Source organism: Loktanella salsilacus (assembly GCF_024206795.1).
GTDB lineage: Bacteria > Pseudomonadota > Alphaproteobacteria > Rhodobacterales > Rhodobacteraceae > Loktanella > Loktanella salsilacus.
In genome coordinates, this window is sequence record NZ_CP072995.1 from 20,557 (window position 1) to 38,409 (window position 17,853).

At 57.6% G+C, this 17,853-nt stretch carries 21 protein-coding genes; 15 read left to right on the forward strand and 6 right to left on the reverse strand.

Features of this window, described 5'->3' with window-relative positions:
* The first annotated feature begins 92 nt into the window (after positions 1-92).
* From KBW81_RS16610 to KBW81_RS16660, 11 genes are all read left to right on the forward strand, one after another.
* Positions 93-1,361: a flagellar hook protein FlgE gene (locus KBW81_RS16610; RefSeq protein WP_254249273.1), complete on the forward strand. Its 1,269-nt coding sequence runs from the start codon at positions 93-95 to the stop codon at positions 1,359-1,361.
* A gap of 14 nt (positions 1,362-1,375) precedes the next feature.
* Entirely contained in the window at positions 1,376-2,794 is a 1,419-nt protein-coding gene (gene flgK, locus KBW81_RS16615; protein ID WP_254249274.1) for a flagellar hook-associated protein FlgK, read from the forward strand.
* 56 nt (positions 2,795-2,850) lie between these two features.
* A complete protein-coding gene (locus KBW81_RS16620; RefSeq protein ID WP_254249275.1) occupies positions 2,851-3,879 on the forward strand; it encodes a flagellin in 1,029 nt (342 codons plus the stop codon).
* A gap of 15 nt (positions 3,880-3,894) precedes the next feature.
* Entirely contained in the window at positions 3,895-4,995 is a 1,101-nt protein-coding gene (locus tag KBW81_RS16625; RefSeq protein WP_090189986.1) for a flagellar basal body P-ring protein FlgI, read from the forward strand.
* 11 nt (positions 4,996-5,006) lie between these two features.
* Positions 5,007-5,309 carry a rod-binding protein gene (locus KBW81_RS16630; protein ID WP_254249435.1) on the forward strand — a complete coding sequence of 101 codons (303 nt, stop codon included), beginning with the start codon at positions 5,007-5,009 and terminating at the stop codon, positions 5,307-5,309.
* Positions 5,306-5,683, forward strand: a complete 378-nt coding sequence (locus KBW81_RS16635) for a hypothetical protein (protein ID WP_254249276.1) — start codon at positions 5,306-5,308, stop codon at positions 5,681-5,683. The genes KBW81_RS16630 and KBW81_RS16635 overlap by 4 nt, the downstream gene beginning before the upstream one ends.
* Positions 5,684-5,790: 107 nt before the next feature.
* Entirely contained in the window at positions 5,791-6,663 is an 873-nt protein-coding gene (locus tag KBW81_RS16640) for a flagellin N-terminal helical domain-containing protein (protein WP_090189980.1), read from the forward strand.
* Positions 6,664-6,792: 129 nt separating this feature from the next.
* Positions 6,793-7,629 (forward strand): flagellin N-terminal helical domain-containing protein, encoded by an 837-nt coding sequence (locus tag KBW81_RS16645; protein ID WP_090189978.1) that lies wholly within the window; start codon positions 6,793-6,795, stop codon positions 7,627-7,629.
* Positions 7,630-7,713: 84 nt separating this feature from the next.
* Positions 7,714-8,118: a flagellar biosynthesis regulator FlaF gene (gene flaF, locus KBW81_RS16650; RefSeq protein WP_090189976.1), complete on the forward strand. Its 405-nt coding sequence runs from the start codon at positions 7,714-7,716 to the stop codon at positions 8,116-8,118.
* 1 nt (position 8,119) lies between these two features.
* Positions 8,120-8,545 (forward strand): flagellar biosynthesis repressor FlbT, encoded by a 426-nt coding sequence (locus KBW81_RS16655; RefSeq protein WP_090189974.1) that lies wholly within the window; start codon positions 8,120-8,122, stop codon positions 8,543-8,545.
* Entirely contained in the window at positions 8,542-9,372 is an 831-nt protein-coding gene (locus KBW81_RS16660) for a DUF1217 domain-containing protein (protein WP_254249277.1), read from the forward strand. The genes KBW81_RS16655 and KBW81_RS16660 overlap by 4 nt, the downstream gene beginning before the upstream one ends.
* A 7-nt stretch (positions 9,373-9,379) precedes the next feature.
* Here the strand turns inward: KBW81_RS16660 and KBW81_RS16665 are convergent, their stop codons facing one another.
* From KBW81_RS16665 to fliF, 5 genes are read right to left on the reverse strand one after another with little or no spacing between them, the layout of a single operon-like run.
* Positions 9,380-10,432, reverse strand: a complete 1,053-nt coding sequence (locus KBW81_RS16665) for a flagellar motor switch protein FliG (RefSeq protein WP_254249278.1) — start codon at positions 10,430-10,432, stop codon at positions 9,380-9,382.
* A 26-nt stretch (positions 10,433-10,458) separates the two neighbouring features.
* Positions 10,459-11,232: a flagellar type III secretion system pore protein FliP gene (fliP, locus tag KBW81_RS16670; protein WP_254249436.1), complete on the reverse strand. Its 774-nt coding sequence runs from the start codon at positions 11,230-11,232 to the stop codon at positions 10,459-10,461.
* 49 nt (positions 11,233-11,281) lie between these two features.
* Positions 11,282-11,725: a FliM/FliN family flagellar motor switch protein gene (locus KBW81_RS16675; RefSeq protein WP_341223802.1), complete on the reverse strand. Its 444-nt coding sequence runs from the start codon at positions 11,723-11,725 to the stop codon at positions 11,282-11,284.
* Between the two features lies 1 nt (position 11,726).
* Positions 11,727-12,374 carry a FliH/SctL family protein gene (locus KBW81_RS16680; protein ID WP_254249279.1) on the reverse strand — a complete coding sequence of 216 codons (648 nt, stop codon included), beginning with the start codon at positions 12,372-12,374 and terminating at the stop codon, positions 11,727-11,729.
* Positions 12,371-14,059 carry a flagellar basal-body MS-ring/collar protein FliF gene (gene fliF, locus KBW81_RS16685; RefSeq protein WP_254249280.1) on the reverse strand — a complete coding sequence of 563 codons (1,689 nt, stop codon included), beginning with the start codon at positions 14,057-14,059 and terminating at the stop codon, positions 12,371-12,373. Before fliF ends, KBW81_RS16680 begins: the two co-directional genes overlap by 4 nt.
* A 182-nt stretch (positions 14,060-14,241) precedes the next feature.
* Between fliF and KBW81_RS16690 the strand changes: the two genes are divergently transcribed.
* The 4 genes from KBW81_RS16690 to KBW81_RS16705 are packed head-to-tail and all read left to right on the forward strand — an operon-like array spanning position 14,242 to position 16,736.
* Positions 14,242-14,784, forward strand: a complete 543-nt coding sequence (locus KBW81_RS16690; RefSeq protein ID WP_254249281.1) for a flagellar basal body-associated FliL family protein — start codon at positions 14,242-14,244, stop codon at positions 14,782-14,784.
* Positions 14,781-15,728, forward strand: a complete 948-nt coding sequence (locus tag KBW81_RS16695) for a flagellar motor switch protein FliM (RefSeq protein ID WP_254249282.1) — start codon at positions 14,781-14,783, stop codon at positions 15,726-15,728. The genes KBW81_RS16690 and KBW81_RS16695 overlap by 4 nt, the downstream gene beginning before the upstream one ends.
* Positions 15,709-16,110, forward strand: a complete 402-nt coding sequence (locus KBW81_RS16700) for a flagellar motor switch protein (RefSeq protein WP_254249283.1) — start codon at positions 15,709-15,711, stop codon at positions 16,108-16,110. Before KBW81_RS16695 ends, KBW81_RS16700 begins: the two co-directional genes overlap by 20 nt.
* Positions 16,107-16,736, forward strand: coding sequence for a MotE family protein (locus KBW81_RS16705; RefSeq protein WP_090189959.1), 630 nt, complete (start codon positions 16,107-16,109; stop codon positions 16,734-16,736). The genes KBW81_RS16700 and KBW81_RS16705 overlap by 4 nt, the downstream gene beginning before the upstream one ends.
* Here the strand turns inward: KBW81_RS16705 and flhB are convergent.
* Positions 16,733-17,851 carry a flagellar biosynthesis protein FlhB gene (flhB, locus tag KBW81_RS16710; protein ID WP_254249284.1) on the reverse strand — a complete coding sequence of 373 codons (1,119 nt, stop codon included), beginning with the start codon at positions 17,849-17,851 and terminating at the stop codon, positions 16,733-16,735. The two genes, KBW81_RS16705 and flhB, sit on opposite strands and share 4 nt — an antisense overlap.
* Between the last annotated feature and the right edge of the window lie 2 nt (positions 17,852-17,853).

A 17,853-nucleotide genomic window follows, 5' to 3' on the forward strand; every position in this document is an offset into this window, starting at 1 on the left:
CGATGCAGAAAAGTTTATCCTTGCTAACTATTCTTGATAAAGTGTTACTAAAGTATAAACCAAGAATAACACCAAAAAGACGGAAGTAAGTCATGAGCATTACCAGCGCCCTGCAAACCGGGGTCAGTGGGTTGCAGGCCAACTCCTCCAAGGTTGAAAACATCTCGAGCAATATCGCGAACGCGAATACTGTCGGCTATCGCCGTACGTTTTCCGAGTTTGTGACGCAGAACACCAACAGCACGCAGGCTGGCGTTCTGTCGACGACCCGCGCCGATGTGTCATCGAACGGCAGTCTGGTCAGCACCGGACGTTCGACCGACTTGGCGGTGCAGGGCGATGGCTTTTTCGTGGTGTCGCGGAATGTGAACGATCCCGTCGAATCAAACTACTATCTGACCCGCGCGGGTTCCTTCACCCCGGATCAGAACGGCAACCTGCGCAACGCCGCAGGCTATTTCCTAAGCGGCTTTCCGACCGACGCTGCTGGCGCGACAGGGGCGGTCAGCAGCACCGGCTTTGGCGATCTGAGCACGGTCAATATTGCGAGCTATCAAATCCCCGGTGCCCCCAGCACAGAAATCGGTGTGTCCGGTAACATGCCGGCGCAAGAAACGGGCCTTGCCACGCCAGGCGCGCCGTTCGTGTCGACCATGCGCTACGTCAACCAGTTGGGCGGGTCGGAAAAGCTGAACCTGTCTTGGCAGCCTAGCGCCACGCCTAACCAGTGGACGGTGAACGTCGCTGATGACGCCGGAACGAACTACGGCAGTGCCACCGTGAATTTTAACGACAGCGGCGCGACTGCGGGCAGCCCGGCCAGCTATGTGTCGAACGGTCTGCCGATGGACCCCGCCACTGGCACCGTGAACCTGACCATCAACAATGGCGCGGTGCCGCAGCAGATCAGTATTTCGCTGGGCGCGCCGGGCAGCTTTGACGGTATGACGCAGTTTGCAGGCGACCAGACGCCCGCAGCCTTTACCGACGACGGCACAGAAACTGGCAGCCTTGTGCGCGCCGAGATGAGCGATACGGGCGTGCTGTACGGTGTTTTCGACAACGGGCAGCGCCGCGCTTTGTTTGAAATCCCGGTGGCCAATGTCACCAACCCCGACCAGATGCGATCCGTCAACGGCAACGCCTATATTGCGACGCTCGAATCTGGATCGGTGACCTTGAACAAGGCGATGTCGAACGGCGTGGGCAGCGTCAGTAGCGGTGTGTTGGAAGGGTCCAACGTCGATATCGCGCAAGAGCTGACCGATCTGATCCAGACGCAGCGCGCCTATTCGTCCAACGCCAAGATCATCACGACCAGCGACGAAATGCTGGACGAAACCCTGCGTATTAAGCGCTGATCCGGAACGTTTGAATGAGCATCTCCTCTGCCTTCAACTCTGCCAGCAGCGGCCTGCGCGTCACCGAGGCGCGGGCGGATATGGTCGCGAGCAATATCGCGAACGCATCCACGGCGGGTTATACCCGGCGCGAGGGCACGCAGGTCAGCAGCGGCGGAACAGGCGGGCAGACGGTCGATCTGCGCATGGCGCGGCAAGTCGACGAACGGCTTGCGGCGATGTCGCGCGGCGCCAGTGCGCAATTGGGACAGGCCAATGTTACCGGCGAAGTGCTGCGTGGCTATCTGTCGACTTTGGGCGATATCGGCGACGAAATCTCTCCTGCGGCGCGGATGGCGGATTTTCAGGCGGGCCTTGATCTGCTGGCCAACAACCCGTCCAGCGCCTCGGTGCAGGCCGATGTGCTGGCGCGGGCCGATACGTTGGTGCGCAGCTTGAACACGGCGTCAAATGCGCTTGAAAGCAGCCGCACGCATGCGGCTGCCAGCTTTCAAAGCACTGCAACGGAAGTCAATTCTGCCCTATCAGACATCGCGAATCTGAATGCGCAGCTGCGCGGGCAAAGCATTGGATCGCCCAGCTTTAGCGGTCTGATGGACGAGATGAACATGCGGCTGGATGCACTGGGCAGTCAGATGGATTTCCAATCGCGTTGGGAATCCAGCGGCACCCTGACCCTGTTCACCGCTGGCGGCACCGAGCTTGTTAGCGGGACGGACGCAGCGCGGCTGACGGTCGATACGCAAAGCGGCGCGGTTTTCGCTGATGGTACGGATATTACGCCAAACCAACCTGGCAACCGGGGCATCACCTCTGGCCGGATGGCGGGGCTAAGCCAGATGCTGTCCACCGTCATTCCGCAGATGAAGCTGCAGCAGGACGAGCTGGCGCGCGGGCTGGTTGAGAGTTTTCAAGATGCGGATAGCTCGCTGACTGCGGGGCAGCCGGGTCTGTTTACCGATGGCGGCGCGGCCTTTGATCCGGCGCAAAGCGACGGGTTGGCGGGCCGGCTTGGCATCAATGCCAACGTGCGCCCTGAAACGGGCGGAGCGCTGTGGCGTCTGCGGGACGGTATGTCTGCTGCAACGCCCGGCGACGCTGGCGCAACGGCCCAGATTAATGCGTTTATCGGGGCCTTCGATACCGCCCGCCCCATCGCGACAGCGGCCGGGCTGGGCAGTTCGGCGCGTCTGGGCGATCTGGCCTCTAGCATGGTCGGGGCGCAGCACAACATTCGCGTCAGCGCCGATAGTCAGGCCGGGACGGCGTCCATTCGCCTTGCCACGTTTGAGGATGGCCGCAGCATGGTGGAAGGCGTCAATATCGACACCGAACTGCAAAAGCTGCTGGAGATCGAGCAAAGCTACGGTGCCAATTCGCAGGTGCTAAGCAGTCTATCGGACATGATCGACACCCTTTTGAATGCCGTGTGAGATGAACAGTGACTGAAATTTCAAGGTCTGTATCAACAGCACTGCAAAGTTTGCGGATGCGCGAGACGACGAGCCGCTTGGCGAATCAAATCTCTGACGCGTCCAAAGAGGCGACGACTGGCCTTAAGGCGCAGCCGCTTGACGCGCTTGGGCACAAGTCGGCGGACGCCATCGCCATTCGCATGCAAATCGTGCGCAACGACGGGTTTATTGCGTCCAATGCGCTGCTTGATCGGCGGTTCTTGGCCGTGGAAACATCGCTGGGGTCCATCCGCGAGACGGCGCAGGACGTGCTGGACCAGTCTTTCGTGGCGCTGACCAGCGCAGGATCGGGGTCGCTGTCACAGGTCGCCCGCTCTGCGCTTGATACTTTGATCGAACGTAGCGCGGTCAGCGATTCATCGGGCTTTTTGATGAGCGGCACGCGCAGCGATGTCAGCCCCTTGCAGGGTTGGACCCAGATTAATCCGGGCACGGGCCTGTCGCCCGCCGGTATCGTGGACGATGTCCTAAGCGGCCCGATGACGTCGCTGACTGATGTGCAGTCCAAGATTGACGCACTGAAAGCCGTGTTTTCCGACACGTACACCGCGAACCCATCGCGTAATTTCGAGGCGAGTTTCTACAACGGCTCCCCCACGCTTGATGCGAATGGGCAGTCAAGTGCGCAGTTGACGGCGCGGGTGTCCACCACGGAAACGATGGCGCAACCCGCGCAGGCGAATGCCCCCGCGATGCGCGATCTGATGCGCGGACTTGCGATGCTTAGCGCTGTTGATTCTGGCCAGATCACTGACGCGGACGCGCGTGATGCGTGGGTCACCGAGGCGCGCAACGCAATCGCAAGCGGCCTGTCCGGCGTGACCGAGCTTGAGACCAACACGGGCCTAAGCCGGTCCCGGCTTGCGAATACGATAGCGACGCAAGAAAGCCGGGGTAGCCTGCTGGCCGGCGAACAGTTGCTGCTGGAGGGCGCGGACCAATACGACGCCGCAACCCGCCTGACTCAGCTGCAGAACCAGCTTGAATCCAGTTATGCCGTGACGGCGCGGCTCTCGCGTTTGTCCTTCTTGAATTATTTGTAGGCGAGGGGGCTGATGATGAACGCGGTGCTTAAACTCTTGCTGACCAGCCTTATCGTTGCGCTGGCATTGCCTGCCACGGCGCAGGTGCGGATCAAGGATATTGTGACGGTCGAAGGCGTCCGGTCGAACCAACTTGTTGGCTATGGCCTTGTCGTGGGTCTGAATGGTACCGGGGATTCCTTGCGCAACTCTCCCTTCACCCAGCGCGCGATAGAGGGGATGTTGGAACGCCTTGGCATCGGCAACCTGACCGAAGACCAAATGCGCACAGCCAATACCGCCGCCGTGATGGTGACCGCTGATCTGCCTCCTTTCGCGCGCGCAGGCGCTTCCATTGACGTCGTTGTGTCCTCGCTTGGTGACGCGTCGTCGCTGCGCGGCGGCACCTTGATCGTGACGCCCTTGTCGGCTGCAGATGGAGAGATTTATGCCGTCGCGCAGGGCCCAATCGCGGTCGCAGGCTACGCGGCGCAGGGTCTAAATGCCTCTATCGTCGAAGGCGTTCCAACGGGCGCACGTATTGAAAATGGCGCTATCGTCGAACGCGAAGTCGATTTTGCCTTTAACGATTTGGACCGTGTGCTTTTGGCCCTGCGCAATCCTGATTTTGTCACCGCCAAGCGGGTCGAAAGCGTCATTAATGCGGAATTGCCGGGCGCTGCCACGGCGATCGATTCACGGACCATCGCGATCGAGCTAAGCGGCAAAGTGTCGATGGTGGAAATGATGGCCTATATCGAACCGCTTTTGGTCGAGCCTGACCAAGTGGCCAAGGTCATCATCGACGCCCGCAGCGGCACCATCGTGATTGGCGCAAACGTCCGCATTGACCGCGTCGCGGTCAGCCAAGGCGGGCTAACGGTGACGGTGCGCGATGATTTTAACGTCAGCCAGCCAGAGTCGTTGTCGATTGGCGGCACCACGGTGATCGTGCCCAATTCGTCCGTGGGCGTCGAAAAGCGCGATGCAAAATTTGCGGTGATTGACGGGTCGGTCAGTCTGCAAAGACTGGTGGACGGATTGAACGCTATCGGCGTCGGCGCAACTGAGACGATTTCGATCCTACAAGCGATCAAAGCGGCAGGTGCCCTGCACGCCGATCTTGAAATAATTTAGGAAGTTTGACCATGGAACTTCCCCCCCTTTCAGCGGCAGCCTTCGCGGTCAAACCGGCCCCCGCGGCCGATAAAAACGCAGCGCTGACGGCCCAGTCGGCCAAGGAATTCGAAGCGATGTTCTTAGGCCAAATGGTCGACGAAATGCTTTCGACCGTAAATATTGGCGAATTCGGCGGTGGCCATGCCGAAGAAACGTGGCGTAGCTTTTTATCCAATGCCATCGGGAAAAGTATCGCTGACCAAAATTCGACAGGCATCGCAAAAGGCATCGAATCGGCGATGCAGCGTTATGGGACAGGACGGGATCTATGACTGATCGACGTAAAGTACTGGTCGCCATTGACGCATTGGGATCGATTCTGCGGCAAGAGATTGCGGCGATTGAAAGCGGTAATTTCGCGCAGGTGGTAACGTTTTCAGCTGAAAAAGCGCGTTTAAGCGCGCTTCTGGAAAAGCAGTTACAAGACGATCCGCAATCGGTTAGCAAAGAGGTCCTGCAGGGGCTAAAAGATTTGATCGTGCGTGATAGTCAGCACCTTCAGCAAGCCCAATTAGTGACCGCAGAGATTATTCAAGAGGTCTCTAATACCCGTAAACGGCATAGCGCAGCGGGGCTTTACGGCCCAAGCGGCGCAAAGCGTGACAATTCTGCAATAGGTCGCGCATTGGTCGATAAAAGTTTCTAATCTGCCTCAATTAAGTCTGAATCTTAATTGATGTTGAACGTACGCGGTAAAAGACCGCAGTTGTCAGAATGACGACATGTTAAACTAAGAATAGTCTGGAATATACCATGTCTTCGATCCTCACAAACAACTCCGCAATGAACGCACTGACCACGTTGCGGAACGTGAACTCGAACTTGAACGACACCCAAACCCGTATTTCGACCGGCATGAAGGTCAATTCGGCAAAGGACAACGCTTCCTATTTCTCCATCTCTGAAACGATGAAGTCGGAAAGCGGCATGAACAAAGCTGTTGGCGAAGGCCTGACGTTGTCGAAGAACTCGGTTGCGACTGCACGTCTTGGTGCAGAAACTCTGGTTGATTTGGCCCAGCAGTTTGTTGATCGCGTAGCTTTCGCACAGACCGAAGGTGTGAATAAGGCTGACATTCAGAAAGAGCTGGAATCGCTGTCGGCGCAAATGTCTAACGCTGTGAAGCAATCTTCCTTCAACGGCCAAAACCTGATCAGTGATGCTGGCAACGGCAGCACCGCAACGTCAGCTCGTACTGTTGTGTCTGGTGTTAGCCGGAACGGTGCCACCCTAGAAACCACCAACATCAACTTCACAACCACCAATTTGGAAACGGTTGTCACTGGGCCTGGTGCGGCTGCTTCTGACGATAGCTTTGCAAACATCGATGTCTCAGACGCTACGACGACCATGGCGGCTAAGCTTACAGCAGCGAACGCCTTTCTGACTGCTGCAACAGGTGCTGCAACCGATCTGGGTATTGCAGAAAAGCAGATCGAAACGCAGCAAGACTTCCTAAGCAATCTGACCGACCGCCTCGACTCCGGCGTCGGCTCGATGGTTGATGCGGACATGGAAGAAGAGGCCGCACGTTTGCAGTCTCTGCAGGTCCAGCAGCAGCTTTCTACCCAATCTCTGTCCATCGCAAACCAGGCGCCGCAGAACATCCTGAGCTTGTTCCGTTAAGCCAATCTGAACGACGAACTCATCTCCGGCCCCCTTGGGGGCCGGAACACTTCCATAGTCGGGACCGATCACAGCTTGCGGTTGTCAGAATGACAGCTTTAATTTTACTAGAATAGTAAGGAAACTTCGATGTCCTCGATCCTCACCAATACGTCGGCGATGAACGCCTTGTCGACATTGCGCGGCGTTAATGACCGGCTTGGCGAAACGCAAAACCGGATTTCGACCGGCCTTAAGGTGAATTCTGCGAAGGATAACGCTTCTTATTTCTCGATCTCCACCACGATGGATTCCGAGAGTGGGATGAATAAAGCCATTAATAGCGGCCTGACACTGGCGAAAAACTCTGTTTCGACGGGGCGCCTTGGTGCGGAAACAATGGTTGATTTAGCACAGCAGTTTGTGGATCGCTTGGCTTTTGCCCAAACTGAAGGCGTTGACCAAGATGCAATTCAAAAGGAATTGTCGTCGCTGGCCGCTCAGATGAAGACTTCAATTGCGCAATCGTCTTTCAATGGCGAGAATCTACTGACGGCTGCAGGGTCGGGTCCAAAAGAAATCGTGTCGGGTGTAAGCCGCTCTGGTGGCTCTTTGTCAACGACAGTCATTAAGTATGACGCGACGAACCTTGAGGCTGTCCAGGCAAGCTTTGAAGCTTTTTCCATCGATAATACGACGTCATCCGCGGATCTGCAGACAGCACTTCAAACTGCGGAAGGTTTTTTGTCGACGGTAACGGGCGCTGCCACCGATCTTGGTATTGCCGAAAAGTCCATTGAGACGCAGCAGAATTTCCTAAGTGAGCTGACCAACCGTCTGGATTCCGGCGTGGGTTCGATGATCGACGCAGACATGGAAGAAGAAGCCGCGCGTTTGCAGTCCCTTCAGGTGCAGCAGCAGTTGGCGACGCAGTCCCTGTCGATCGCAAACCAAGCACCGCAGAACATTCTGAGCCTATTTAAATAAGGTGAAATCGATGCCGGCATCCACTCGGATGTGAGGCTGCCCCGCAAGGCACAACGATAAAAATATAAAAACGAGGCAAAACCTATGAGCTTGGCCGCATATAAAAAGACGATCCGCGAAAGCGAGACACCAAGGCAAATTGAACGCCGTATCCTGTCGCGCGTGACCCACGATTTGACCCAGCGTGGTCAAGGATTTGACGCCGCCGTCGATACCAAAGATCGCTTGGCCATTCTGGCTGGTGGCCTGCGTGATGCGCTGTCCGAAAACCAGCAATTCTGGGCCGCGTTGCGCTATGATCTGGCAGAACCTGCGAACGCGATGCCTGATACCCTTAAAGCATCCCTGATTTCGATCGGGCTATGGGTCGATCGCCAAACTTCTGCTTTGATGGCGGGGCAGGGTCGCTTGTCTGGTCTGATCGAAGTGAACGTCAACATTGCAGCAGGGCTGTCCGGTCAGGCCGCGCCTGCCGTGCGGGAGGTGTGAGATGTTAAAGCTGACATTGAAGCCGCATGAACGTGTTGTCGTAAATGGTTGCGTCATTCGTAATGGCGATCGTCGTCAGGCGCTGACCGTTGAAAACCGCGCGGATATCGTGCGCGAGTCCGATTTGCTGAAGCCAGAGGCACAGGCGACACCCGTGTCAAAGGTGTATTTTTTGTTGCAGACGGCGTTGATCCGGCCCGAAACGCGCGAACAGGCAATCACGGCGATTCAAAAAGGCCTCGTCGATTTGGCCTGCTGCTTTGGTCCTGAAATGCGCAGCCGGGTGATGGTCGCAGCAAACTATGTCAGCGCGGCCGATTATTACAAAGCCATGAGCGAAATGCGCGTTGTTCTGCGTTATGAAACCGAGCTGATGCAGATGCGCCCCGCACACCGTGTGCAGCCGCAGCAAATGGCGCAGGTATGATCTCTCTCGGGGGGCTTGGAACACAGCTTGGTATCAAGCTGTTCGAGGCAACTCGGGAGAAACAAATTGATCTGGTCGCGCGCGACGCGTTGAGCGCGCGCCAGATTGCCGCTTTTAGTGAACGGATCGGATCGATTGGTTCGGCCAAAGAGCTGATCGCTGATACCGAAGTCTATACATTCGTTATGCGCGCCTTTGATCTAGAGGCTCAGATCTTTGGTAAAGCGCTGGTCCGCAAGACGCTGGAAAGCGATATTTCCGAGAGTAGCGCCTTGGTAAACCGCCTGACGGATACGAATATCAAAACGATGTACAAAACGCTGGGCTTTGAGCCGGGCGGCGGCGGGAGTGCAAACTTTGCCGACTTCGATTGGCAGTCGGATATGGTTGCCCGCTTTAAGGAACGCCTTGTGCTGAATAACGCAGCCGAGGATAACGAAGGCGCGGGTTTAGCCCTTGATTTCAAGGCGAAAGCGTCTGGGATCAATACGTGGTTCGACGTGCTAAAAGACGCAGACCTTGGCAAATTTATGCGCCGCGCGCTTAGCATTCCAGACGCCGTCGTTGGCGTTGATGTCGACCGGCAAGCCGAGATTTTTGCGCAAAAATTCGACATCACGAAGCTGAAGGACCCGGCAGAGGTCGACAAGCTCGTGTCGCGTTTTGCCGCCGTTTACGATGTGATCGAAGGGATCAGCACGCAGCAAAATAGCGCGGCGCTGACGTTGATGCAAAATGCCGTATCTGCGGGGCAGGGCGGCAACATTTCGATTATCACGATCGACATCCCGACCATCGGAAAAACGGGCTATAACGCTTACCGGTGACAGGGCGCTAGAACAGCTCGTCATCCTCTTCATCAGAACTGGATGGCAGTTCGATGACGCCTTCGTCGGCAAGGCTTTTGGCATAATCCACCATCGCAGATTGCGCCGTGCGCACGTCGCGGCCGCGCACGGGACCGGTGGCTTCCATTTCGTCCATCAACATCTGGCGCGAGCGTTGCGGCAGGCAGGCCATCAGGTGATCGCGCAAATCTTTTTGCGCGCCGCGCATAGCAAGCGGCAGGGTGTCACCCTCTAGGCCGCGCATAACTTGCGCCAAATCTTGCATGTTCAGCTTGATCAGATCCTCGAACACAAACATGCGCTGTTTGATCGATTGGAATGTCTCGGGAAGGCGGCGATCAAGGGCAACGGCCAATTGTTCGAACGCCTGCACGTCCAGTTTGTTGAACAGATCCGCCATACGTTGATGCGTCTCAGCAGAGCTTTTGTGGACGGTATCGGACATAATATCCTGCTTCAGCGTCTCTTCGATCTGCTGCATCATATGCACCGGGACCGCTTCCATCGCGATCATCCGCTCTGCCACATCCTGCATCCGCTCTGGTCCAAGCAGTGGCAGGACCTTTGCAGCGACGCTGGTGTCGATGTTGTTCAGGATCGCGGCGGCTGTCTGATCGTGCTCGCCCTTCAGATAGTTCGCGATGACTGTCTCGTTCAGCGCGCCAAGGTTGCGCCAGATTTCGTCCTCTCGGGTATTGCTGCGCACGCTTTTGATAATGTTCGCGACCTGATCGTCTGGCAAGAACTTACGCAGCATCGCTTCTGCAGAAGAGATTGATCCGATGACAGACCCCGACCCGCTGACCACGCCGTCGGTGAATTCGCTCAGCACCTCTTCGACGACGCTGGCGGGGATCGGTCCTAGCTTGCTCATCGCCATGGTGACGCGTTCGATTTCGGCGCTGCTTAACTTTTGCATCAGGGCCGATCCGGCCTCTTCGCCAAGGCACAGAAAGGTAATCGCAGCCTTCGTCGGCCCGCGCAGTTTCCTGACGGGGCTTGGCACTTTGCGTCCTTCGGTCTGCGCGTTGGTGGACATCGGGCAATCCTTATCGATGTGGTACGTCAGCCGCCTGCCAGCGGCGCATAACTTTCAATGAGCGATCCGGCCAGCATGTACCAGCCGTCGATCAGTACAAAGAATATGACTTTGAAGGGAAGCGAAATCAAAACCGGCGGTAACATCATCATACCAGCGCTCATCAGGACAGAGGCGACGATAAGGTCGATGGCGACGAATGGCAGGTAGATCAAAAAGCCAATGGTGAAGGCGCGGCGCAGCTCTGAAATCATAAAGGCGGGGACAAGAAAGCGGAACGATGTCTCGGACGCGGTTTCGGGCAGAACCAAGTCTTCGACCACGTCGTCGCCCAAGGCGATGTTTTGAAACAGCGCATAATCCTGCGGGCGTGTGTTGACGAACATAAATGCCTGGAACGGCTCTGCGATGCGGGCGATGGCCTGATCTTCGGCGAGCGTATTTTCCAGCAGCGGCACAACGCCGCCTTCATAGGCGTCCTCGAACACCGGTTGCATGACAAAGAAGGTCATGAACAGCGCAAGAGACGTCAGAACGATGTTGGGCGGCGTCTGGTTTAGGCCCAACGCCGAACGCAGCATCGACAGCACGATGACGAAGCGGGTAAAACTGGTCATCACGACCAGCAGTCCGGGCGCGATGCTAAGGACCGTGGCGAAAACAATGAACTGGATGATCCGGCCCGACAGGTTGGCGTTTTCGTCGCTACCGGGGGCTGCGTTGCCGATGGCATCAGACAGTGTGCTTAGAAAACCGCCGTCCTGCGCGCTGGCCATGCTGACGCCGGCCAGCACAAACATGCTTGCCAGCAGTAAACGGATCACCCACCCGGAACGGAAATGTATAAAATCAGTCAGGGACGTAATCCTTAACGATCTGGGTCAGGGACACGCCAAGGCGATCCTCGCCAACCTTGACCAGATCGCCGCGCGCGACCAGCCGGCCACTGACCATCAAATCCACAGGGGCACCGATCTTGCGGTTCAGCTCAACAATAGAGCCGCGGGTCAGCTCTAGCAGGCGCGAAATCGGCATCCGTGCTTGTCCCAAGACGACCTGCACATCCAGACGAACATTCAGCATCGCATTCATGCCAGCGCCGCCTTCTTCGGGCTGCGCGGCCAGCGCGTTTTCAGCGTCATCGGTATCAAGATGGGGAAAGACAGCGCTTTCGCTCGCAACGGTTTGTGTCATTTCGGCGGTGTCTTGCGGCGTCATTGGTGTATCCACGTCGTCCGCGTCGGTTTTGGCATGCGCGGCGGAGTCAGCGTCTTTCTGGTCAAGCTTATGCATGTCAGTCTTTCTTGGTTTGAGCGTCTACCGCTCGTTTATGGGTTTCGCGCAATTCGGCCAGCAGGCGATCACAGATTTTCCGAAAGCCGTAATCAAGGCTGCCGTGATCCCAGCTCATCCGGGCGTCGCCGTCGGCAAGATCAGGGTCTGCCTGCAATTCAAGCGCCTTGGCGCATCTGTAATAGGTTGCCCGCGCCTGCAATTCCGGCCCGATTTCAGCTAGGGTCGTGGGGGACAGTTTGACCTGTATCCGGCTGGAACCGATGGCCATCTTCAGCGATTGCAGCGCGGTCTTTTTGACTCGCGCGACCGACATTGTCTCTATCAGTTCGGGAAAGACGATCTCGCAGGTTTGCAGGGTAAAGCCGACGATTTGTTCAACCAATGCCTCTTGCTGGGCGGCGGATGTGGTGGCCAGTTGGGCCAGTTGCTGTGTCAGGCTGTCCAGCATTTCAGCCTGCGTAGCCTGCATCGTCCGGCGCATTTCATTGCGACCATCCTCGGCCCCGGCCAAGTAGCCACCGATCCGACCTTCTTCACGGGCCTTGGCGACCAGCACCGCGACCTCTGCGCTGCTAAGCTGATTGGGGTCGTGGGACGGCGCGGAGCCGTCGTCGTCAAAGTTGCGCAGTTTCAGGGCAGTGATCATCGTGCATCCTTTTCTGCAAGCCACTGACCCAGCACCCGCAGGGCGCCGTCAGAGTCTTCTTGTGCCAGATCCACGGCGGCCTTGATCTGGCTTTGACGCACCCCGCCATCGACAGAGGCAATCTGGATCATCTCTCGGGAACCTTCCTGTCCAGCCACCACAAGTTCGCGCGATTGGCTGACGGCAGGGCCGGGCAGGCGGTCTTGCCCGGCGCTGGAACCGATGGCCCGCGTGGCGCTGCCAGACGGGGCACCCAGCATCGACGCATCGCCGCCCGCGCCCGCCAATGCAGGCATCGGAGAGGTCGCATCAAGGATCAGGCGCAGCGGCTTGGCACCGAACAGCATAACGATGGCGGCAAAGGCCAGCGCGAACAGGGCGCGCAGGATCGCCATAGTGTTGTCGGCAAGGATCGCACCCAAACCGCGCCCCGGCATGCCGTTGAAATCAGTCTCGTAGTTCAGGAACTCTAGGCTATCGACCTGAACTTGGTCGCCGCGATTTTCATCAAATCCGATGGCCGTTGTGACCAGCCGGGTCAGCGTCGCCATTTCATCGGCAGAGCGCTCGATATACCCTTCGGACCCGTCGGGCAGGGTGCCGTAGCTGCCGTTCACCAAAACGGCCACGGATACGCGTTCGATATCGCCGGGCTCGCGAGTCATTTCGCTTTCGACCGAGCCGATCTCGTAATTGATGATCTCGTCGTTCTCATTCCGGGTCGACTGGCCGCCGCCCGCCGCATTTGCGTCGCGCAGTTCAGCCGGGATGTTATTACCCACATCGACAGTGCCAGCGTTGCCGTCGGCTTCGCTGGAATTGCGCGCGCGCGTTTCGATGGACCGGGCGACTTGCTGATCGGGGTCAAAGCTTTGCGTGACCCGCCGTTCGCGTTCGGTGGTCAGATCAACGCTGACCCGCACCCGCGAATTGCCGGTGCCAACCCGTGCGTTCAGGATGGATTCCACCTTTTGCGCCAACTGCTCTTCAATCGTGCTGCGCTGGCTTTGCAGGGAATAATCGGACCCGCCGGCGTCTTCTTTGGCCAAAATCGTCTCGCCAGAGGCGGACAGGATCGTGACGTTTTGTGCGTCAAGGTCGGCCACAGCCGATGCGACCAGTGCCTGAATAGACTGTGCCTGATTGCGCGACAGCGTGGTATTCGCAGAGGTGCGCACGATAACAGAAGCGCTGGCCTGAGAGCGTTCGCGCGAAAATGCGGCACGTTCTGGCAGGACAAGGTGAACGCGGGCGGCTTTGATGCCGTTGATGGTCTGGATGGACCGGGTCAGCTCGCCTTCAAGCGCCCGTAACCGGTTCACGTTTTGCATGAAAGTGTTCATGCCCATGCCCGACATATTGTCGAAAATTTCCCAACCCGGCACGCCTTCGCCAGGCAGGCCCGCGTCGGCCAATGCCATCCGTGCGCGGGCAATATCGTCTTCGGCCACAGAAATTGTATCGCCGTTACGCGACAGATCGACCGTCAGGCCCGCTTGTTCCAGCGATTGCATCATCTGTGACGCAGTGCCGGGGGACAGTTGGCTATAAAGCGGAACATAGGTTGGCGCGAAAATAGTGCGCATCCCGATCAGGACCGCTGCGATGATGGCAAGACCGACGCCGCCCAGCACAGCTAAGCGCTGCGGGCCTAAGTCTTTTAGGTTGTCGATAATCTGACGCACGGACCCTCACTTCGCTGTTTTGACCTAAGGTTCCTGCGTGACGGGCTAAAACGCAAGTATATACGTTTTTATACTTGCGAGGTGTGGCAAATAATCATGTTACTGTTGCAGTAAGGCTTGCATGACGATTTGTTTGTCCTTGCTAGTAGCGGCACGCGCAGGATTTTATTAAAGTTTAAATTATGAAAAAGTCTCTGGTTATCCTTGCTATTGGTCTTTTGTGTCTTCTTGCCGGTATCGGCGGGGCGACGCTTGCCGTCGGAACGGACGCGATGATGCGTGTCGCGGGCCTTGGGTCTGATACGGCTGCGCCCGATGCCGCCCCGGCAGAGGATCATGCGGCCGAAGAACCTGCGGAGGGCGAAGACGCAGGCGGGCATGGTGAAGCAACGGCTGACGCGGGCGAAATGCCTGTGATGCCATTCCCAGAAATTATCGTAAATGTCACCGAAACGGGTGCGAATGGGCGTCAAAGCAGCCGTTTTCTAAAGCTGAACATGCTGCTGGTCTATGATGACACCCAAGAGGGCGCGGATCGGCTCATCAGCCGCGAAATCTATTTGCGCGACACATTTCAGGATTTCCTGCGCCAGCTAGAGGTTGCCGATATCCGGGGCAGTCAAGGATTGGCCATGATTAAATCAGAACTGCTGCGCCGCGCCCGCGCTGTTGGCCACACCGAAGCGCCGGTTGAAATCTTGATCGCGGATATGGTGGTGCAATGAGTGTCGCAAAGAATATCGCAGCGGAGTCGCTGGAAGAGGCGATGATCCGCCACGCGCGGGAAAACTTCGACCGGTTGCCGACGCTTGAAATCATTGTCGACCGCTTCTTGCTCGCGCTCGTGCCGCAGATGAAAGCCTATTGCACCATCGCGCCGGAAATCGAACTGGCCTCGCTGGACTACCTTCCCTACGAGGATGCGATGGAAACGGTATCGTCGCCGTCGCTGATCGCCATCGCGGCGGCTGATCCTTGGGATAGCCAGCTGGCCTGCGTGATAGAGCCTGACCTGCTGTTCTCTGTTCTTGAGATTATGCTGGGCGGACGGCGTGCCACCTCTCGTGTTTGGACGCCGCGCAATCTGACGGCGATTGAACAGAAACTGGGGCGCCAGCTGGCCGATCTATGTCTGGCAACGCTGGGATCCAGTTTTTCCGACATTATCCCCGTGCACTTTGCCACGCAGTCGCTTGAATCAAACCCCCGGTCTGTTCTGCTGGCGGCCCCGCGGACGGCGACGTTGCGGATCAGGCTGAAATTGCAGTTCGAGGATCGCAGCGGGCATATCACATTCGTCCTGCCTTATGGCACGCTGGATGACGTCAGCGCCAAGCTTGCGCAGCCCTTTTTGGGTGGCCGGCTTGGGGGCGACAGCAGTTCGCGCAGTGACATGAATGCGCAGATATCGGGGACAAACGTCACGATTACGGGCATGATGCAGGAAATATCGCTCCCTCTGCACGAGGTGCTGAATTGGACGGTGGGCGAGGTGATCGACCTTGGCATGACCATCGACACGCCGGTTTTCGGCATGGTCAACGCGCAACCGATGTTCCATGCCTCGTTCGGGCAGCGCAACAATGGCGCATTGGCGCTGCGTGTTATTCGATCCTTATTGCCAAAAACTGAACCGGAGGAAGGCCAAGATGATGTCAGCAGTGATTGATATTGTCATCATGGTCCTGCTGGTCGGCACGCTCACCTATGCCGTCATTCTGGACCGCCGGATGCGCAAACTGATGGCGACGCTGCGGGACATGGAGCCGATGGTCACCGCCTTTTCCAATGCCGTCGACCAGACGACACGGTCGGTCGAGGATATGCGCGATCTGAGCGAAGCGGCGCGCCACGCCGTGGCCGCCGCGCAAGAGGTGCCAAAATCTGCGCCGAAAACCATCCGCACCAGCACTCTGACAGACCAGACCCCGGCCCAGCAACGCGCGGCCCGGCTGCGCGCGAACGAACCGGTCCAGTGGCAGACGCCAGTGCCAGGCAAATCAGAACTGGTCCGCACGTTTTTCGACATCACCAAGGAGCGTAAAAAATGAAGTTCTTCTCGCTTCCAAAGATCATCGTCTTGGGCCTTGGTGTGGCGGGCATGTTAAAGCTTTCGGTCGACCTGATGCCGATGGCCGCGATTGCAGAGGCCGCAACTGACAGCGCGTTGCCAGCGCCCGAAGTCGGCGCTGATCTGCCCGCGACCACCCGGCCCACCGGCGACATCATCGACAGCAATGTGTGCGAGCCAAGCCAGGTAATTGCCGATGCAATCGCAGAAGAACGCGCGTTGCTGATCACCCAGCGGCAAGAGATCGCAGACGAGCAGGCGCGCCTTGCGCTGGCAGAGGAAAGCCTGCGGGCCGAGCAGACACGCCTGTCCGAAACGCGCGACGAAATCGCTGCGCAGCTTGCGGTGATTGAGGGCGCAAAAGACCAAGACATGACGAAACTGGTCGAACTTTACCGCAATATGAAACCGCAAGTCGCCGCAGGGATTATGGACGAAATCGACATCGAAACCGCGGTCGAGGTGATCGGGGCCATGGCAGAACGTGACGCCGCGCAGATTATGGGATCGTTCAGTCTGGTCCGCGCGCGGCTGATTACCAAAATCCTTTTGGAACGCTCTAAGCTGCCGGCAGACCGCAACCTAGAAGGGCTGCGCCTGCGCTAGTCCTCTCGCAGGGTGGACCCGGCGGGCGGTTTGCGGCGTACGTTGCGGCGGACGTCCATCACGAAGCCGATGATTTCCGCGACGGCTTGCCAGTGCTCCATTGGAATGCGCTGATCAACCTCGACCGCTGCGTGCAGTGCGCGGGCGAGGGGGCGGTTTTCGATCATCGGAATATCATGTTCCAGCGCGAGTTCGCGAATGCGCTTTGCCATCACATCGGCACCCTTAGCGACGCAAATTGGCACATCGTCCTTGCCCTGTTCGTACTTCAGCGCGACGGCGTAGTGCGTGGGGTTGGTTAGAATAACACTGGCCGTCGGCACCGCTTGCGCCATCCGCTGACGTGCGCGGGCGCGTCGCAATTCGGCCCGGCGCGCGCGAATTTGCGGATCGCCTTCGCTATCCTTGTTCTCGTCCTTGATGTCCTTCAGGCTCATCATCTGCTTTTTCTTCCATTGGAACCGCTTCCAGATGATGTCCGCAATCGCGATGGGGATCAGCATCATGGTGGTGACAAGAAAGATCCAGCGTACCTTGTCCAGCGTCAGCGCAGCGAGGCGTTCAGGCACAAAACCTTGGGTTTGCGCCAATGACTGCGCGATATCGCGCACAGCGATGTAAGTGATGAAACAGATCGCCAGAACTTTGACGGTGTTTTTAAAAAATTCGACAAAGGCATCGACGGAAAACAGCCGTTTAAACCCCGCCAGCGGGTTCAGCTTTGACAGTTTCGGCTTGATCCTATCGGTGGCGACGACGGTATCGCCCTGCACCAAGACGCCAAACAGCGCAGCAAGGACCATAACAGACGCAATCGGGACCATCGCCATGCCAAGGGTATAGCCCAATTCCTTCAGCACGATCCCCGTTTCCACCAATCCCACGCTGTCCGTGCCAATCTGTGTGATGCTCGCGGATAGCAATGGGCTTTGCAGCGCGGCAACCATGCGGCTGGCAGAGGCGGGCAGGATGAAGACAAGGATCATCAGCAGGGCAAAGACGACCATGGCCGTGCCTGTCTCGCGCGATTGGGCTACGTCGCCTTTTTTGCGCGCGTCCCGCAATTTCTTGTCGGTTGGCTCTTCGGTGTTTGAACTTTTATCTTCTTCTGACATGG

What these genes read in the sequence shown, in the direction of transcription:
- KBW81_RS16610 (WP_254249273.1), top strand. Translation starts at nt 93, where the DNA reads ATGAGCATTACCAGCGCCCTGCAAACCGGGGTCAGTGGGTTGCAGGCC.
- flgK (WP_254249274.1), top strand. Translation starts at nt 1,376, where the DNA reads ATGAGCATCTCCTCTGCCTTCAACTCTGCCAGCAGCGGCCTGCGCGTC.
- KBW81_RS16620 (WP_254249275.1), top strand. Translation starts at nt 2,851, where the DNA reads ATGCGCGAGACGACGAGCCGCTTGGCGAATCAAATCTCTGACGCGTCC.
- KBW81_RS16625 (WP_090189986.1), top strand. Translation starts at nt 3,895, where the DNA reads ATGAACGCGGTGCTTAAACTCTTGCTGACCAGCCTTATCGTTGCGCTG.
- KBW81_RS16630 (WP_254249435.1), top strand. Translation starts at nt 5,007, where the DNA reads ATGGAACTTCCCCCCCTTTCAGCGGCAGCCTTCGCGGTCAAACCGGCC.
- KBW81_RS16635 (WP_254249276.1), top strand. Translation starts at nt 5,306, where the DNA reads ATGACTGATCGACGTAAAGTACTGGTCGCCATTGACGCATTGGGATCG.
- KBW81_RS16640 (WP_090189980.1), top strand. Translation starts at nt 5,791, where the DNA reads ATGTCTTCGATCCTCACAAACAACTCCGCAATGAACGCACTGACCACG.
- KBW81_RS16645 (WP_090189978.1), top strand. Translation starts at nt 6,793, where the DNA reads ATGTCCTCGATCCTCACCAATACGTCGGCGATGAACGCCTTGTCGACA.
- flaF (WP_090189976.1), top strand. Translation starts at nt 7,714, where the DNA reads ATGAGCTTGGCCGCATATAAAAAGACGATCCGCGAAAGCGAGACACCA.
- KBW81_RS16655 (WP_090189974.1), top strand. Translation starts at nt 8,120, where the DNA reads ATGTTAAAGCTGACATTGAAGCCGCATGAACGTGTTGTCGTAAATGGT.
- KBW81_RS16660 (WP_254249277.1), top strand. Translation starts at nt 8,542, where the DNA reads ATGATCTCTCTCGGGGGGCTTGGAACACAGCTTGGTATCAAGCTGTTC.
- KBW81_RS16665 (WP_254249278.1), bottom strand. Translation starts at nt 10,432, where the DNA reads ATGTCCACCAACGCGCAGACCGAAGGACGCAAAGTGCCAAGCCCCGTC.
- fliP (WP_254249436.1), bottom strand. Translation starts at nt 11,232, where the DNA reads ATGTTTGTGCTGGCCGGCGTCAGCATGGCCAGCGCGCAGGACGGCGGT.
- KBW81_RS16675 (WP_341223802.1), bottom strand. Translation starts at nt 11,725, where the DNA reads ATGCATAAGCTTGACCAGAAAGACGCTGACTCCGCCGCGCATGCCAAA.
- KBW81_RS16680 (WP_254249279.1), bottom strand. Translation starts at nt 12,374, where the DNA reads ATGATCACTGCCCTGAAACTGCGCAACTTTGACGACGACGGCTCCGCG.
- KBW81_RS16690 (WP_254249281.1), top strand. Translation starts at nt 14,242, where the DNA reads ATGAAAAAGTCTCTGGTTATCCTTGCTATTGGTCTTTTGTGTCTTCTT.
- KBW81_RS16695 (WP_254249282.1), top strand. Translation starts at nt 14,781, where the DNA reads ATGAGTGTCGCAAAGAATATCGCAGCGGAGTCGCTGGAAGAGGCGATG.
- KBW81_RS16700 (WP_254249283.1), top strand. Translation starts at nt 15,709, where the DNA reads ATGATGTCAGCAGTGATTGATATTGTCATCATGGTCCTGCTGGTCGGC.
- KBW81_RS16705 (WP_090189959.1), top strand. Translation starts at nt 16,107, where the DNA reads ATGAAGTTCTTCTCGCTTCCAAAGATCATCGTCTTGGGCCTTGGTGTG.
- flhB (WP_254249284.1), bottom strand. Translation starts at nt 17,851, where the DNA reads ATGTCAGAAGAAGATAAAAGTTCAAACACCGAAGAGCCAACCGACAAG.